The sequence below is a fragment of the Streptomyces sp. NPDC029292 genome (genome assembly GCF_055569295.1).
Window position 1 is genome coordinate 22767 of the sequence record NZ_JBVHXR010000044.1, and the last position, 14530, is coordinate 37296.

Consider the following 14530-nt stretch of genomic DNA (forward strand, 5'->3'; position numbering starts at 1 on the left):
TTGGACATTCACCCCCCCACCGGGCCCGACCCGGCGGCCGAGCGCCCAGAAGGCGCTTGAGAGACCGTGCCCCCCGTGAACGCGAATCAGCCGGTTAGCCACGATGTGGCCGCCGGCTAGTCCCTCCATCGATTTGGGGCCTCGCGTCGGGCTCTCCGCCCATCTGCCGAGTAGTAGTGCCCTGCCCACTTCAGCCCCTCGCGCTGCTCAATGGTCAGACCTTGAACGGCTTGCAGGTTGTTGTCGGGCTGCCTCGCGCTGGTCAGGTCCACGTTAATCAAGATCGCCTCGTTGAAGCAGGTACCGGCGAGGGTTGCTGCGGTGAGTGTTCCTCCGGTAAGGATTGCCCCCGTGAAGTCGGTCTCGGTGAGATCTGCCTCGGTGAGGTTTGCCCCGGAGAAGTTCGCCTTAGTGAGGTCTGCCTCGATGAGTCTCGCCCCAGTGAGATCCGCCCCGCCGAGTTTGGCTTTGTAGAGATCCGTATCTGTGAGGTCTGCTCCGCTCAAGTCCGTCCCGGTGAGATCAGCCTTGCTGAGGTTTGCCCCCGTGAGGTCTGCCCCCGTGAGGTCTGCCCCGGAGAGGTCAGCGAAGACGAGATTGGACCGGTAAAGGGCGAGGAAGTCCCAAGGGTCTTGGTCGGAGCGAAGCAACCTACTGAAGAAGGCAGGGCCCGAAGCCCATGCTTCCTCTCCCCTCAGGTACGCGCCAGCGAGATGGAGCCCGCTGAGGTCGACTAGACCTGCCTGAACGACGTCGCGTCGCAAGGAGGGGCGAATCAAAGCGGTAAGGGCATGCTGCACATCGGCTGCTGGCTTAGAGGGAAGGGGCGAGCGGGGCTCGGTCCGCGTGAAGGTGCGTTGTCGCGCTGCTCGACGTGCTGTCGCAACTCTGCCACGTGAGGGGAGCGATGGTCCCGTGCGGCGTGGCGCGCGCTCACGGACGAACGAGTGGAGAACTTGGGCCGCATGCACTGCCTGCTCACGGTCATCGCGGACAACCTGCTCAAGATTTAGGACACCGCCAATGCGCCCGTACAGGTGCTCGGAACTGAGACGCTCAAGAGCCTTTGTGAAGCGGTCATTGACTTGACCTCGGTGGGCTAGGCGATAGCTGAACGCGGTGATCAGCAACGCCACTCCCGCACCGAAGACAGCAACGATCTGCACGATTGCGGTACGAAAGCCTGTGACCAGGGCCGCCGAACCCGTCCGCAGATCTTCCGTATTGAGGTACTTGCCATCAAACCACCATGGGCCTCGCCAAATCAGTATCAATACGCCAGCAAGGAGCGAGCTCACTACCGCACTAGCGAGCAGCTGCGTTCGATGTGCCCTCGCCCACCTACGCGCCCTACCCACTGGCCATGATTTGCGTCTGGGGTCCATGAGGGTATGAGAGCGCGCTCGCCGATATCAGCGCCAGACTTCGGACAGCGTAGCTGTCTTAAGACTCTTCCTGCAGCGGGCGCAGACAATAACCTGCATGCTGCCGAAGCACCTCGATCACTGGTCGGGGCGCTAGAGGGCGTCTGGAGCTGTGGATGCCCTTGAGGGTTAGGGTTACGGGGAGCACAGCTACTGCAGCGCACACGCTCCGGAGGCCCCTTCGCCTAGTGGGGATCGTGCTGGTCAGCGGCTCTATCGAGTCAAGTTGCCTCTGATCTGTCCACGGATAGTCCAGAAGCCAGCAATCCCTACAGTGCCGCTCACCAGCTTTGACGCGGCGTGGGCAGGCGTCCTCAGCAGTTGATGTTGATGGCGCAACTTCGGCGTTGTCGAAGGCACGCGCCGGGAGCGCCTGCTGTGCGCCCTTGTGGGGAGCCTAATGTGCGTCACCGTCGGAGTTTGGCAGTTGCCTCTGACAGTGCCGTGAGTACGAGGGGGAACGAGATGGGGGACCTGAGCGCAAGCTCGTTATGGTCGCGGAGCGTCTTCGGTGAGCTGGCTGTGCCGCTGTCGAAGCTGATCCCAGAGTGCATCGGCAGGGCCCATGAGCGGGCTCGGGACGGCCACCGAGGCGTCGGTACGCAGACCTTGGAAGCGTACGGACACGGTCTTCACGCTTCGCAGTACGAGGAGCTGGCAGCGGGACTCGCTGATCTCCCGGGCGTCACGGCGGTGCGTCTGCAAGCGCGCACGGTGATGGTTGTCGCCGGCCAGGTGCTCTACCCAATCCGCTACGCCAAACGGGACGTGCCGGTCACCGTGGCTCGACTGCGTCGTGCAGTCGGCCTCCGAGCTGATCTGATTCGGCGTCACGGCCCCGAACCCATGCAGGGGGAGTTAGATCTCCGGCTTGAGGAGCTGCAAGAGCAGGAGTTCCACAAAGACCTGGGTCAGCTCGACCCGGACACCGGTCTGGTACTCCTGGCTTACGCGTGCGCCATGGGTACCGGGGTCATGCGCCTTGAGTGGGGGGACGCAGAGTTGCGCCGCGGTGACCGCCACCTGCTTTGGCATCACCACGAGCCGCTTGACCTGCCGGACGCTCGGCGGTCGGCTTAGCCGTGACCTGCAACCTTCCGGCGGTCGACTCGCCAGCCGTGCTCGCTTCGATGCATGTTCGACCCGGCTGGCGATGGGGCACGGCCGCACCAACGCCTTGACCTACAGGCCCGTTTGGTGGATGTAGGAGATGACGGTCAAGCTGTCGTCCTCGATGACCCATGGCGAGGTGCAGTGGAGTGTGCCGCCGCTCGCCGTCGGGGGCTGGGTAGTTCGATCCAACTGGATCGAGTGGACGACAGCGAGCGCGTTGTGAGGTGCGAGCTCCCGCTGTCGCTCTACCTCGGCCCGCGTCAGGATGACTTGGGTTCCTTCTGAGGTCGTCCCCTTGACCTCGACATGGAGACGCTCGTCGCCACGGGAGAGAAGCAAGTCGTACGACTGGGTGGCCCCGACGTCCTTGACCGACCACCCTTGGGCCTCGAAATGCTCTGTGGCGAGCAGGACGCTGCGCTTCTCGATGGCGTTCCGCTCTGCGGCTGTGAGGAGAAACCCTTGGCCGGCCCGACGTGCACTCCTTCGGTTGGCCGTTGTCGCAGCGCTCTGCGTGGCCTCACGGATCTCGACGGGCACGTCGCCAGGGATGTATGGGGTCGCATCCGAAGCCTTGTACAGCTGCCCCAGAAGTGTCGCCATGAACAGCACAGGTCCTCACGGAGAACAGCCGGGCCGGGCAGTGCATGTCGCTGGTACTCGATTGCTATGACGTTGCCCTGTTCGTAACCCTTGCCCAGCGAGGTACGACCGTCCAAGTGGATGTTCGTCAGCAAGTCCGGACGTTTGCCAGCCTGGTGACTGATGACGGGGCGGGCCCAGTCGACGCGGCTCTGCAGCTCGGCCGGCTTCCGGGGCTTGAAGTCCCCGCCGGTCCACTGCGTGGTTCCTTGATTGAGCGACAGGTAGACCTGCTCACCGGATGCGCTGAACAGATAGACGATGTACCACCCGGTAGTGGCACTGGCCGAACGACTCTGGGAGTACAGGCGGGTCCACGCGACCTCGGTTTTCAGGCCGGTGCCATCACGGCCCTCGATGCCCACGTCGTTGATGGGCACATTCATGGCGACGGCGAGGGCTTCACGGTGCTCTCGCAGCCAGTTGGGCATCTCGGTACGGATGACAACGCCACGGCGCTTCATCGGATCGGTGTTCTTGGCCTGCCACACCCGCTGTAAGTCAAGGACCTCGCTCAAGAGTTCATCCACACGCGGGAGCGTAACCGCGGGGTCTGACATCTCAGTTGGGAGTTCGACGGCGTAGGGACGCATCGACTCGGGAGATTCATCGAGCCGGCGCCAAGGCGGGCAGCCTGGCTGTGCCCTCGTCGACAGATCAAGCGTCTATACGGGGACTTGTGCGCATCCGAGCTTGTTCGCTACCCTCCTGTCTGTCTTCACGGAGGCGTGCCCTCAAGGACTGGGAACCGGTCTTCCTGGTTGAGGTGCAAAGGACTCTCCTGTAGTCCCCGTGGCGCGTAGCAGCACCGCAAATGGATGTACAGAACTCTTTCTCGAACGCTGGGGCCGGTAACAGCACGGAGAAGGGTGAAGTATGTCCAAGAAGGACAACCACGGCCGAGCTGCTGACGCTTACTCGAAGGCTACGGGATCCCCTTACGAGACATCTCGCAGTTGGGTCAAACAGGGGTTTATCTCCCTTCGTCGCCCATTTCCGAAGCGCCAAGATGAGTCTGCCGAGACGGTTGCTGAGTTGTGCGTGGAGGCAACCGGATGGCAAAAGAGTGAGTGCCTGAAGTGGGCGGAACAGGGGTTCGTCTCTGCCGCTCTCCCGATTCCGGATGCGTCAAGCGCGCAGCAGCGTCATCTTGAGGCATTCGTAGTGCACGTACTGGCCGAAGCGCTCAGGGATGGGCAGCTCGACAGCGCGGTCTTTGGGGTAACTCGTGTTAGACCCCTCCCGTCATTTCCTGTCTTCCATCTTCATGCAGGCATGGCTGATGCGGTTGCTTCTGAAGTCTTGCCCAGGTTTGAAGCGGGGTATGGAGGGATGAGGGGAGTTCCTGGCCTGCGTCCCTCTCTTTCTCCTGAAGGTGGCTTGGATCTGCACCTTGTTGGGACAGGCGCACGGATTCGATTTGTGAGCGATCAGGAAGATTGGCGGCCGGCGCTCCCTCGTGACGTGCCTCCCGATGGGAGGACCGCCGACGGTGAGGATCATCAGGAGGTTCGTCAACTCTGGAGGTCGGCGGAAGCCCTAGACCCACTGGAGGAAGAGGAGCTGAGATTCTGGAACATGGAGCCTTCCTCACGCAGGAAGGAGGTTATTGAACGGAATTGGCTGCTCAGTAGGATTCTGCGGAGATCTGCAATTGTAAATCTAGCCGGAAATTCTCACGGCTGGGCTAATACGTACACTCACGCCTATGAGGATGTCGTCATAGAGTGGTGTTGTGGAGAAGATCCTCAGTATGTGAAATCGAAGCTCCTTCGGAGCGGACTGGTGGTGCCGCCGCCGGGTGTGGCTATAGACCCTGATCCGGATTTTAAGCACCCCGAGACGATCCACTTCGGATCCGGGCGAGCTTATGTTCGTCGACTCTCGGATTGTGATATCACGGAGAGTGTGGCAGGGCGCATCAGGGCATCAATCCGCGAGAGGTACAGCCGATGATGATCGTCGTCGGTCTGATCGTTGGTGTATTTCTGCGCTCCCTAGTTCCACTCCTGTCATTCTATCGAGATGTGATAGTTATGCGGCATATTCGAGATTTAATGGACGGATGTTCACCGGGGGAGCGATCTCTCCTTTGTCGAGAACTTGTGGCTACTCTTCAAGTATCTGCCTTTCGTGAGCCTGATTCTTCGGAATCTTCGCAGCAGGGTGAAGTGAGATAACCTACCGCATGTCGACATTTGCCGACCTCTGCGGTGCTAGGTCGGCGGAGTTGCAATCGCCCTTCGAATGAGCTCCTCGATTCGAACTACAGGCACGGCGTCAGCTGAGGTCTCCCGACCTGGTCACGGGGGTAGTAGCGGCTCGGGACGGTCACCTGCGGTTGCCACGGTTGCTGTACTTCCGTGCGGTACCGCAGTCACGTTTCGGATGAGGTTGGGCCCCGACCTGAGCCGGGGCCCGTGGCACTCAGCCGAAGACTGCGACCTCTATCTCGATCATGCGCTGCGCGACGTCTTCCTTGATCTCTTCCCAGGACCGTTGAGGCTCCGGCCGGTCGGGGATCTCACGGAGCACCTGGCTCCGCACGATGTCGGCCATGCGCGGTTCGATGTCGATGACCGTCTCGTAGAGCGCCCGGGGGGCATCCTCGGCTTCATCAGCCTGTGTGCTTCCCGCATGGCGTCTCCTTGGCCGGTGCCCGTTGTCCTGATGGGCTCCGCCCGCCACGGTTCTGGGAGGGGTGCAAGGTGGAGCACCCTGCCGGATGAACGACCTTGCACCCCTCCCAGGTTCGTGGCGCCCTCGGGGATCAGGTCAACGGGGATCGGCCAAGGAACCCGGCGTCGGCCAGATAGTCCGCGAAATACCATCTGATCCGTAGCTCTATGTGGATCGGTCGGTGGCGGTCATACCGGGTGCGCTACGGCCTTGCACGGGCACCGCCGGACGGGACCGGTTACTGAGGTTGCTGTACGTGGCTGCTGTACTGAACCGAATCCGCAGGGGCAGCACCTGAGGCACGGCTCTCTTGGGAGAAGCGTCCAAGCGGATAATAAGGGGTAGGGTCTGCATCCTGTTTGGCGGCGCCTAGGGCGGTGGCGATAACCCCCGCAGCAAAGAGCCCTCCAATGCCAATGAAGACAATCTTCACTAAATCCGAGGGCCAAAAGTGGCTGATCAGAGCCTCAAGCCCCCACAGCACCAGGAATCCCACGGCCACGATCAGCAATGCCCCCAGTATGCCCACCGCGTCACCTTGGCCGATCAGTCACAGGCGGGAATTCCGGATGTGCCCCCGCCGCACGGGCAGAGCATCTCGCTGTACTGAAACCCGGGTCAACTGACATTCGCTCGACAAACCCAATTCGGCGTACTGGTTGCCCACGCGGTCGGCGTAGCGACTTTGGCCGGGAGCTGCTTTGGCGCGAGTGATCATGGCCCCGTAAGCTCATGGCGAGTCGGGCAGTCTGTGGACCTGCCCGTTAAAGCACGACGTTGGGGCCATGATCTTCGAGGCTCGCGCCAAAGTGGCTGGCTAAAGTCGTGGAGCCGACCGCCCCAGCCACGGGGCAACGACCCCGGTCGCGAGGTAGCCCGCGGGGAACCGCCGCCGCGATCCGGCCTTCTCGGTAACCCAAAGCGTCGTTGACCTGGTGGTGCGGCAATCCCCTGTACCTGATGGCCCGGTGCTTGGTTCTTGGCCGCTGCTGGTGGCGACGGGCGGGCGGCGGTGCGCGGCCGGTGGCGGAGACATAGAGGCGGCGCGGCGGCGACCGACCGGCGCCGCCGCGCGTGCGCGGCCCTCGGTCCCTTGGGATCGATCCCGACTTCGTTGGGCGGCTCGGGTCTTATGGTCTTGATGGGGTGTCTCGTGCTCGTGCGCCTTGTGGTCCCTACGCGTGCTGATGGGTCTTCCATCCCCAGGCCGGATCGCGGCGGCGGTTCCTCGCGGGCGTGCCCGGCGTCACCGGAGCAAGAGCCCCAGGTCATAGGGCGGTTGGCGTTCGCGGCCGGAGCATGACGGCCGCGAGCGCAGCGAGCCTTGAACCAGTAGAGAAAGTTGTAACTCAGTAGGTCTGCTGGGGCTTGAAGTCGTATGCGCAGGAGGGGAGTTCAATGCCCTGTCGGTGCGCGAGTGGCACGAAGAGGACTGGGCGGATCGTCCAGGTGATGCGTGTGGCTGCGTGAGTTACTGAGACTGTGCAGGGCTGCATGCGGCAGAGGGCGCGTCGGGTCTGGATGCGTCCCTCGTACAGCCACCCACAAGCTTCGTCAGATGCGTCGGCGTCGAGCGCCGGCGAGATCGTGCGGAGGGCGACCGCGACCCATCGGTCGGCCTGTGGTGCCGTATAGGCGTCGAAGGATGCCCGGAGCTCTGGCGGTTCACCTTCGACGAGTTCTTCGGTCCAGCATTCGCACCAATAGCCGCGCCGTGGCTTGTCCATCAGCACGGGTGCCCTCCCCCGCGGGCCCCGGTGAACAGTTCCGCCGTGACCGTGTGTCCACCGTCGCTGTCGTGGACGACGACGCGGTGTGCGATCGCGCTCACCATGCCCAACCCTCGACCGTGCTCCGCCTCCTGGCCCTGGTGCTCGACCTTCGGGGCTGATCCCGCGCCTCCGTCATCCGTGACCGACAGGGCAACTACCTGCGACGAGACCGCGAGTGCCAGATGGAAGCTGCCCGACTCCTTGCCGCTGGCCGTGTGGAGGATCGCGTTCGCGCTCAGCTCGCTCACGATCAGTTCCGCGTCCTCCGCTAAGGGCGAGTCGCGCAGGATGTCACGCGTCCAGCGGCGGGCCCTGCTCACCTCTTCCGGAAATCCTGGGCAAATGAGTCCCCAGACCCGCGCAGTGCTCGTATACTCGTGCATACAAGTTCCTTCGTGCTGGTAGGCCGCCATGTGCAGCGGGTTCGGGCTAGACGAGTTTCACGCCATCGTGGGCGCGGATGGCCGGCGGGGATGCCGCGTCGAGTGCGTCCAGGACGCGGATCGCGTACGCCTCGTCGGCGAGGTCGGTGACTTCTTCGCGGGTGGCCCAACGCAGCGCGCGGGTCTCGTCCCCGGTGGTGGGCGAGCCGTTGGCGGCTTCACAGCGGAAGACCAGGGAGACGATCAGGCCCGTCATGTTCTTGTAGACGCCGGTGAGGGTCGCGGGGAGCGCGATCTTGATGCCGGTTTCTTCGAGGACTTCGCGCTGAAGTGCCTCGGGGAGGGTTTCCTCCCGCTCGACGATGCCACCCGGGGGTTCCCACCGGCCGTTGTCGCGCCGCTGGATCAAGAGGGCCCGGCCCTGGTCGTCGACGATGACTCCGGCAACGCTCACGGAGTGCGGACGGTCAGTGGTCACGTTCCTCGGCCCTCTCGGATGGCTAGGCTCTCCACCGTAGCAACAACACTCGCCCACTCGTCTAGATACCTAAAGGAGTACTCGTGACCTCACTTCCGTCCCTGCTCGGCGATCTGGACCCCACGAGCGATCGTGCGGTGTTCCGGCAGATCGCTGACCAGCTGCGCGAGGCCATCGACCGTGGGCGATTCAAGGAGGGCGAAAAGCTCCCCTCGGAGGCCGAACTCGTCGAGCACTACGGCGTCTCCCGGATGACCGTCCGCAACTCCTTCTCCATCCTCCAGGGTGAGGGCCTGGTCGCCGCCGAACACGGCAAGGGTGTCTTCGTCCGTCCGCGTCCGCCCGTCCGCCGGCTCGCCTCCGACCGCTTCGCCCGGCGCCACCGCGAACAGGGAAAGTCCGCGTTCATCGTCGAGGCGGACGCCGCGGGCAGCCACCCCCAGGTCGACAGCCTTGAAGTCAAGGAGGAGAAGGCCAGTCAGGACATCTCCACCCGGCTCGGTTCCGTGCGGCGCGTGCTCGCCCGTCGGCGCCGGTACCTGCTCGACGGCCGCCCGGTCGAGTTCGCCACCTCGTATCTCCCGCTCGACATCGCGCGCGGGACTCAGATCGCCGAACCCAACCCCGGCCCCGGTGGCATCTACGCCCGTCTTGAGGAGCTGGGCCATCACCTCGACCACTTCGAGGAGGAGATCCGGGCCCGGATGCCCTCGCCGACCGAGGTCAAGACGCTCCGGCTGGCCTCCGGTGTGCCGGTGATCCACCTCATCCGCACCGCGTACGACGCCGAGGGGCGGGCCGTCGAGGTCTGCGACACCGTGATGGCGGCGGACGCGTACGTCCTGTCCTACCAGCTCCCGGCGACCTGATCGGCGGTGCGCGAGGCCTCTTTTCGGACTCGTACACCTCAACAGGCATACTCGTATAGACGAGTGGCCAAGTTGTGTGGCAGGGTGGTTGGTGTTCCCGAAGCAATCGGGTTCGAAGACTGCATCTTATCTAGACGAGTAGATGGGAAGAAATCTTGCGCACCATCCGTGTGGAGACCTCGGCCGCGACGATCCTGCTGACCGAGGCGCCCGAGCCCAAGGTCCGTGACCGTCAGACCGGCGAGATCGCGAAGGACACCGTCAGCGGCGAGGCCCTGATGACGATCGGCGTCGTCTACATCGAGGAGGGGAGTCCTCCCTGATCAAGGTCACTGTTCCGGAGAGCGGGGTGTCCGAAGGGCTCGCGCTCGGGGCGCCGGTCTCGCTGCCGGGACTCGTGGCCCGGCCGTGGGAGAGCGTGTTCAACGGTCAGCAGCGGCACGGCATCGCCTACCGCTCCGCCGCCGTCACTCCGGCCGTGTTCCCGGCCGCCATGGGGGCCACGGCCTGATGACCGACCTGGCAACCCTTCTGGAGGTGGGTGGTCCTGTCGCCGCACTCGGCGGCGGGGCTGCCTACACCCGGGCCAAGCACCCGGGCGTCTACTGGTCCACGGTCGGCCTGCCGATATCCACGGCCCGGCTGCTCGGCTCGTACAGCTCGGTCATGGAGGCGTGCGGTCTGACCGTGGCTCCGTCCCGGCTGCGGGTCCTGGCGGTCAAGGCCACCACGCGACGTGAGGTCCGGCCCGTACCGCCCCGTCGGGGCATCATCCGCCCTACGTCGACAGGGTTACGCCTTCGTCTTCGGCTCGCTCCCGGTCAGGAGCCGGCGGACGTCGCCGCGTCGGCCGAACGCCTGCGGCACGCCTGGGGAGTTCATGCCGTGTACGTCACGACCGTCAAGCCGGGCGTGGTCGAACTGCGGCTCGTCGGCTTCGACGTACTGCGGCGCGTGCGGATGCCTCGCAAGGTCGCGTCCGGGCTCCTCAAAGTGCCCGTGGCCCTGCGGGAGGACGCCACCCCGTTCGTACGCGACTACCGCACCGTTCCTCACCAACTCACCCTCGGCGCAACGCTCTCCGGTAAGTCCATGTACCTGCGCCACCTGGTCGCCGGGCTCGCCTCACAACCGGTCGCCCTGGTCGGTATCGACTGCAAGCGTGGCGTGGAACTGTCCCCCTTCGCCGCGCGGCTCTCTGCCCTCGCCACCGACCCCGAGCAGGCGGCCGAGTTGCTGCCCGTGCTCATCCAGGAAATGGAGGAGCGCTACGAACTGATCAAGACACGCCAGAGTCTCGCCCCGGACACGGCCGCCGAGGAGATCACCTCGGACGTCTGGGGGCTCCCCGAGGACGAACGCCCCGTCCCCATCGTGCTGTTCGTCGACGAGGTGGCCGAACTCTTCCTCGTCGCCACGCGCAAGGACGAGGACCGACGGGACGAGATGGTCACCCAGCTCATCCGCCTCGCCCAGCTCGGCCGCGCTGCCGGGATCTACCTGGAGGTCTGCGGGCAGCGCTTCGGCGCCGAACTGGGCAAGGGAGCGACCATGCTCCGGGCTCAGCTGACCGGCCGCGTCTGCCACCGCGTCAACGACGAAGCCTCCGCCAAGATGGCACTTGGCGACATCGCCCCCGAAGCCGTTTCCGCCGCCTGCGCCATTGCACCCGACCGGCCTGGCCTCGCCGTCGCGGGCGACTCCTCCGGCGGCTGGTCCCGCATCCGCACGCCGTACCTCTCCCTTGGCGACGCTGCCGAGATCTGCCGCGAGTCGGCGCACTTGGTGCCCGACCTGCCCGCGCTCAAGCCCTTCCGGCCCGACGTGCCCGTATGGCCCGTATGGCCCGTCGAGTCTGCGGCCCCGGTTGTTCAGCCTCGCCCTGTGACCGACTGAGCTTTCCCGCTCCCTCTCGGCCGGCGTGACCTCCTCGCGCCATGTCCCTACCCCTGCCATGCCTGAATCCGGAAGGAGCCGCAGCATGCGTGCCCAACTGGCCCGTGTCGACGCGGTCCTCGTCCAAGCCGTCATCGCCGCCGCGCTGTCCTTCGCCCACCTGCACGACGTCGCCTCGGCGGCCGGTCAGGACGGATGGAAGGCGTGGGCGTATCCCGTCTCGGTCGACCTGCTGCTCGTCGCCGCCTGGCGCCGACTGCGGGCCGGTGACGCGAAGGCCGCCGGGTGGTGCTGGTTCGTCATCGCGCTCGTCGCATCCCTCGGCGCGAACGTCGCCACCGCCGGGCTCCTCGACCTGGATCACGTGCCGGCCTGGCTCCGCATCCTCGTCGCGGGCTGGCCCGCGGTCGCCTTCCTGGGCGGCACGCTCCTCGCCCACTCGACTCCAGCGCTGCACGAGGAGACCGAGGACGTGGAGGACCAGGAGGGCGCGCCCGAAGTCGTACCGGAGCTCCCCGCGCAACCGGCACCCGAACCGACCCCAGCTCCGCCCGCCGTATCCGTCCCGGCCGCCCTGGTCGAGCACGCCCGAAAGGTTGCCGCCGAACACCACGCTCGTACGGGCACGCCCATCGACATCCCGGCCCTGCGCGCCCGCCTCGGCGTCCCCGCCCCCATGGCCGACGCCATCGCCGCTCAACTCTGAAAGGAGATCCGCGTGGCCCCCAACCGCCGCTTCCGCTCCGTCACCCGCATCGGCCCCGTTCAGGTCGGCACGGCCTACGACGACCGAGGCCGGGAGAAGCACACCGACGCCTGCACCGCTCCGCGCTGCGGCTTCTCCGCCGACTACGACAGCCGCGCCGCCGCCGAACTGGCCGCCCGCACCCACCGCTGCCCCGTCCGCTGAAAGGCCCCAGCCACCGTGACCGTCCGCCTGCCGCTTGTCCTCGTCCTCGGAGTCCGCACCTGGATCGTCGTCGTGGTCGCCCTGTTCGGCTTCCTGCTCTCGCGCACCTTCATGGCCCCGGCCATCGACTCCGGCACGCGCTCCGGCGTGGACGTCATAAACGGCTCACACGACTAGACGAGTAGGCAAGGAGATCGCTGTGTTCCTGCCCAAGTACCCCGAGAACCCGACACCGCCGCCTGCGCACATCCACACCCCGGCCGACCCGGCACCCGTACGACGTGCGGCCCCGCAGATCTCCATCAGCACGGGAGCGGTCGCGGCCGTCCTCGTCGGCGGAGTCGTCCTCACCGCGCTCCTGGCCGCCGTCGCCGTCACGGCCATCTCCGTGGCCATCGCCGCCGTGGTCCTGCGCTCGATGCTCCGCGACCAGCACCGCCGCTGAAAGCCGCTGCACAACAGATCCCCGGGACGGCCTCGATACCGCCAAGCATCCGCCGCCCGGGGGCCCTACCCCTCCTAGCCGAAGCCAGAAGGAGAAAGCCATCATCACCCGCTCCGCACCGCCTCCGCTTACCCAACTCGCCGAACTGGCCTCGCTCGGCACCATGCCCGAACTCCTGCGGCAACTCGCCGGCCTCGGCGGCTGCACCCACCCGATCCGTCTCAACGGCCATCGCACCGAGTACGACGTCGACACCTCGACCGGCGAGATCGGCAACGTCCTCCACCGCCTCGATTCCACCAACCTCCCGGCCGGTCACCTCCTGGTCCGCTGCAACAACCGCCGCGCTACCCGCTGCGAAGCGTGCGCCGAGGTCTACCGCCGCGACACCTTCCACCTGATCACCTCCGGCCTGCGCGGCGGCAAAGGCGTCCCGGAACGCGTCGCCGCCCACCCGCGCGTCTTCGCCACCTTCACCGCCCCGAGCTTCGGCCCGGTCCACAACCGCCCCACCGGCCCGGCTGGTTCGGTCCGTCGCTGCCGGTGCGGCGTGCGCCACGACCAGGACGACGCCGCGCTCGGTACCCCGCTCGACCCGGACACCTACGACTACGAAGCCGCCGTCCTCTGGAACGCGCACGCCGGTCCGCTCTGGCGCCGCTTCTCCACCTACCTGCACCGGGAGGTTGCCAAGCGGGCCGGACTCTCACAGCGCGCGTTCCGCCAGTACGCCCGGGTCTCCTTCGCCAAGGTCGCCGAGTACCAGAAGCGCGGAGCCGTTCACTTCCACGCGGTCATCCGCATCGACGGCCCCGAGGGCGGCGACACCCTGCCTCCGGACTGGGCCACCGCCGAACTGCTCACCGACGCTATCGGTGCCGCTGCTGCTCATGTCCGCGTGGACGGCCCGGTCATCGACGGGCGCGCGCACACCTTCACCTTCGGCCGTCAGCTCGACGTCCGCACGATCCGTTCCGCCGACTTCGATGGCGGCCGGGAGCTGACCGAGCGGGCCGTCGCTTCCTACATCGCCAAGTACGCCACCAAGGGCGCCGAGACCGCCACGGGATCTCTCGACCGCCCGCTCAAGTTCCTCGCCGAACTCGCCCAGCTCGACATCAGCGACCACTCCCGCCGGCTGATCCGCACCGCTTGGACTCTCGGCGCCCGCAAGGAGTTAGAAGAACTCCGGCTCCGGGCCTGGGCCCACATGCTCGGCTTCCGCGGCCACTTCTCCACCAAGTCCCGCCGCTACTCCACCACTCTCGGCGCCCTTCGCACCGCCCGCGCCGAGTGGCGCCGCGCACAAGCCACAGCAACCACCGAAAACGACACCGCCACGACCCTCGTCGTCTCGCATTGGGTCTTCGCCGGAACCGGTCTGTCCGCCGCCGAAGCCTGGCTAGTGCCGCATCAGGCAACGTTCGCCCTGTCGACGACTGCGCGTAGGCGCCGGTCGTCGGCATGGCGGTTTCGCCAGATGATGTAGCGGCGGATCATGCTGCCTTGTTCTTTGTGGGTGGAGTGGTCGGTGCCGTCGAGGGTGAAGTAGCGCAGGGCGGTGAACTGGGCCTCGATGCGGTTGAGCCAGGAGCTGTTGGTGGGGGTGTAGGCGATCTCGACGTTGTTCGCAGCCGCCCAGGTGCCGACCCGCTGGCATTTCTTCGTGGTCAGGTGCGGGGAGAAGTTGTCGCAGACGATCGCAATGCGGACGCCGGCTGGGTAGAGGGTGCGCAGGTAACGGCAGAACTCCAGGAACTGCGTCCGCCTCTTGATGGGCTTGATGTGGCCGTAGAGCTTGTCCTTGGCCAGGTCGAGTGCGGGGAACAGGTGCCGTACTCCGCCGTAGCGGTTGTAGGTGGCCCGGCGCCTGCGGCGGGGTTCGCGAGCTGGGTCTTTGTGCCTGCCGCTGCGTTCGG

The 14530-nt window shown here is 65.8% G+C and carries 17 protein-coding genes and 2 pseudogenes; 10 read left to right on the top strand and 9 right to left on the bottom strand.

Annotated features, from left to right (window positions below):
- Nucleotides 1-116: 116 nt before the first annotated feature.
- Nucleotides 117-764 carry a pentapeptide repeat-containing protein gene (locus ACZ4WS_RS46845; RefSeq protein ID WP_467990190.1) on the bottom strand — a complete coding sequence of 216 codons (648 nt, stop codon included), beginning with the start codon at nucleotides 762-764 and terminating at the stop codon, nucleotides 117-119.
- A gap of 1125 nt (nucleotides 765-1889) precedes the next feature.
- Between ACZ4WS_RS46845 and ACZ4WS_RS46850 the strand changes: the two genes are divergently transcribed.
- Nucleotides 1890-2504 (top strand): hypothetical protein, encoded by a 615-nt coding sequence (locus ACZ4WS_RS46850; protein WP_467990192.1) that lies wholly within the window; start codon nucleotides 1890-1892, stop codon nucleotides 2502-2504.
- 102 nt (nucleotides 2505-2606) lie between these two features.
- Here the strand turns inward: ACZ4WS_RS46850 and ACZ4WS_RS46855 are convergent, their stop codons facing one another.
- Both ACZ4WS_RS46855 and ACZ4WS_RS46860 read right to left on the bottom strand, forming a co-directional pair.
- Entirely contained in the window at nucleotides 2607-3140 is a 534-nt protein-coding gene (locus ACZ4WS_RS46855) for a protein NO VEIN domain-containing protein (protein ID WP_467990194.1), read from the bottom strand.
- Nucleotides 3141-3208: 68 nt separating this feature from the next.
- Nucleotides 3209-3772: pseudogene (locus ACZ4WS_RS46860) on the bottom strand (MrcB family domain-containing protein); the annotation flags it as partial.
- Nucleotides 3773-4055: 283 nt separating this feature from the next.
- On the opposite strand from ACZ4WS_RS46860, the gene ACZ4WS_RS46865 reads away from it, so the two are divergent.
- Nucleotides 4056-5135 carry a hypothetical protein gene (locus ACZ4WS_RS46865; RefSeq protein ID WP_467990196.1) on the top strand — a complete coding sequence of 360 codons (1080 nt, stop codon included), beginning with the start codon at nucleotides 4056-4058 and terminating at the stop codon, nucleotides 5133-5135.
- Between the two features lie 471 nt (nucleotides 5136-5606).
- On the opposite strand, the gene ACZ4WS_RS46870 is transcribed toward ACZ4WS_RS46865, so the two are convergent.
- The 5 genes from ACZ4WS_RS46870 to ACZ4WS_RS46890 form a co-directional block, all read right to left on the bottom strand.
- Nucleotides 5607-5738: a hypothetical protein gene (locus tag ACZ4WS_RS46870; RefSeq protein ID WP_467990197.1), complete on the bottom strand. Its 132-nt coding sequence runs from the start codon at nucleotides 5736-5738 to the stop codon at nucleotides 5607-5609.
- Between the two features lie 358 nt (nucleotides 5739-6096).
- Nucleotides 6097-6387, bottom strand: coding sequence for a hypothetical protein (locus tag ACZ4WS_RS46875; RefSeq protein ID WP_467990199.1), 291 nt, complete (start codon nucleotides 6385-6387; stop codon nucleotides 6097-6099).
- A gap of 820 nt (nucleotides 6388-7207) precedes the next feature.
- On the bottom strand, nucleotides 7208-7591 hold the full coding sequence (locus tag ACZ4WS_RS46880; protein WP_467990200.1) for a hypothetical protein: 384 nt from the start codon (nucleotides 7589-7591) through the stop codon (nucleotides 7208-7210).
- Nucleotides 7585-8013, bottom strand: a complete 429-nt coding sequence (locus tag ACZ4WS_RS46885) for an ATP-binding protein (protein ID WP_467990202.1) — start codon at nucleotides 8011-8013, stop codon at nucleotides 7585-7587. The genes ACZ4WS_RS46880 and ACZ4WS_RS46885 overlap by 7 nt, the downstream gene beginning before the upstream one ends.
- 46 nt (nucleotides 8014-8059) lie before the next feature.
- The gene (locus ACZ4WS_RS46890; RefSeq protein ID WP_467990218.1) at nucleotides 8060-8467 is read right to left on the bottom strand and encodes an NUDIX hydrolase; all 408 of its coding nucleotides are present in this window, start codon (nucleotides 8465-8467) and stop codon (nucleotides 8060-8062) included.
- 107 nt (nucleotides 8468-8574) lie between these two features.
- On the opposite strand from ACZ4WS_RS46890, the gene ACZ4WS_RS46895 reads away from it, so the two are divergent.
- From ACZ4WS_RS46895 to ACZ4WS_RS46930, 8 genes and pseudogenes are all read left to right on the top strand, one after another.
- Nucleotides 8575-9360 (top strand): GntR family transcriptional regulator, encoded by a 786-nt coding sequence (locus tag ACZ4WS_RS46895; protein WP_467990204.1) that lies wholly within the window; start codon nucleotides 8575-8577, stop codon nucleotides 9358-9360.
- Nucleotides 9361-9515: 155 nt separating this feature from the next.
- A pseudogene (locus ACZ4WS_RS46900) lies at nucleotides 9516-9871 on the top strand (SCO3933 family regulatory protein).
- Complete coding sequence (locus ACZ4WS_RS46905; RefSeq protein ID WP_467990206.1) at nucleotides 9871-11256, top strand: FtsK/SpoIIIE domain-containing protein; 1386 nt, start codon at nucleotides 9871-9873, stop codon at nucleotides 11254-11256. Before ACZ4WS_RS46900 ends, ACZ4WS_RS46905 begins: the two are co-directional and overlap by 1 nt.
- An 85-nt stretch (nucleotides 11257-11341) precedes the next feature.
- Nucleotides 11342-11962 (top strand): DUF2637 domain-containing protein, encoded by a 621-nt coding sequence (locus ACZ4WS_RS46910; RefSeq protein WP_467990207.1) that lies wholly within the window; start codon nucleotides 11342-11344, stop codon nucleotides 11960-11962.
- 12 nt (nucleotides 11963-11974) lie between these two features.
- Nucleotides 11975-12166, top strand: coding sequence for a mobile element transfer protein (locus ACZ4WS_RS46915; protein WP_467990208.1), 192 nt, complete (start codon nucleotides 11975-11977; stop codon nucleotides 12164-12166).
- A gap of 15 nt (nucleotides 12167-12181) precedes the next feature.
- Nucleotides 12182-12343 (top strand): hypothetical protein, encoded by a 162-nt coding sequence (locus ACZ4WS_RS46920; RefSeq protein ID WP_467990210.1) that lies wholly within the window; start codon nucleotides 12182-12184, stop codon nucleotides 12341-12343.
- Between the two features lie 22 nt (nucleotides 12344-12365).
- A complete protein-coding gene (locus ACZ4WS_RS46925; RefSeq protein WP_467990211.1) occupies nucleotides 12366-12611 on the top strand; it encodes a SpdD protein in 246 nt (81 codons plus the stop codon).
- Nucleotides 12612-12774: 163 nt separating this feature from the next.
- The gene (locus tag ACZ4WS_RS46930; protein WP_467990213.1) at nucleotides 12775-14100 is read left to right on the top strand and encodes a replication initiator; all 1326 of its coding nucleotides are present in this window, start codon (nucleotides 12775-12777) and stop codon (nucleotides 14098-14100) included.
- On the opposite strand, the gene ACZ4WS_RS46935 is transcribed toward ACZ4WS_RS46930, so the two are convergent.
- Nucleotides 14025-14530, bottom strand: a 506-nt coding sequence (locus ACZ4WS_RS46935; RefSeq protein WP_467990214.1) for a transposase, incomplete at its 5' end; no start/stop codon positions are given. The two genes, ACZ4WS_RS46930 and ACZ4WS_RS46935, sit on opposite strands and share 76 nt — an antisense overlap.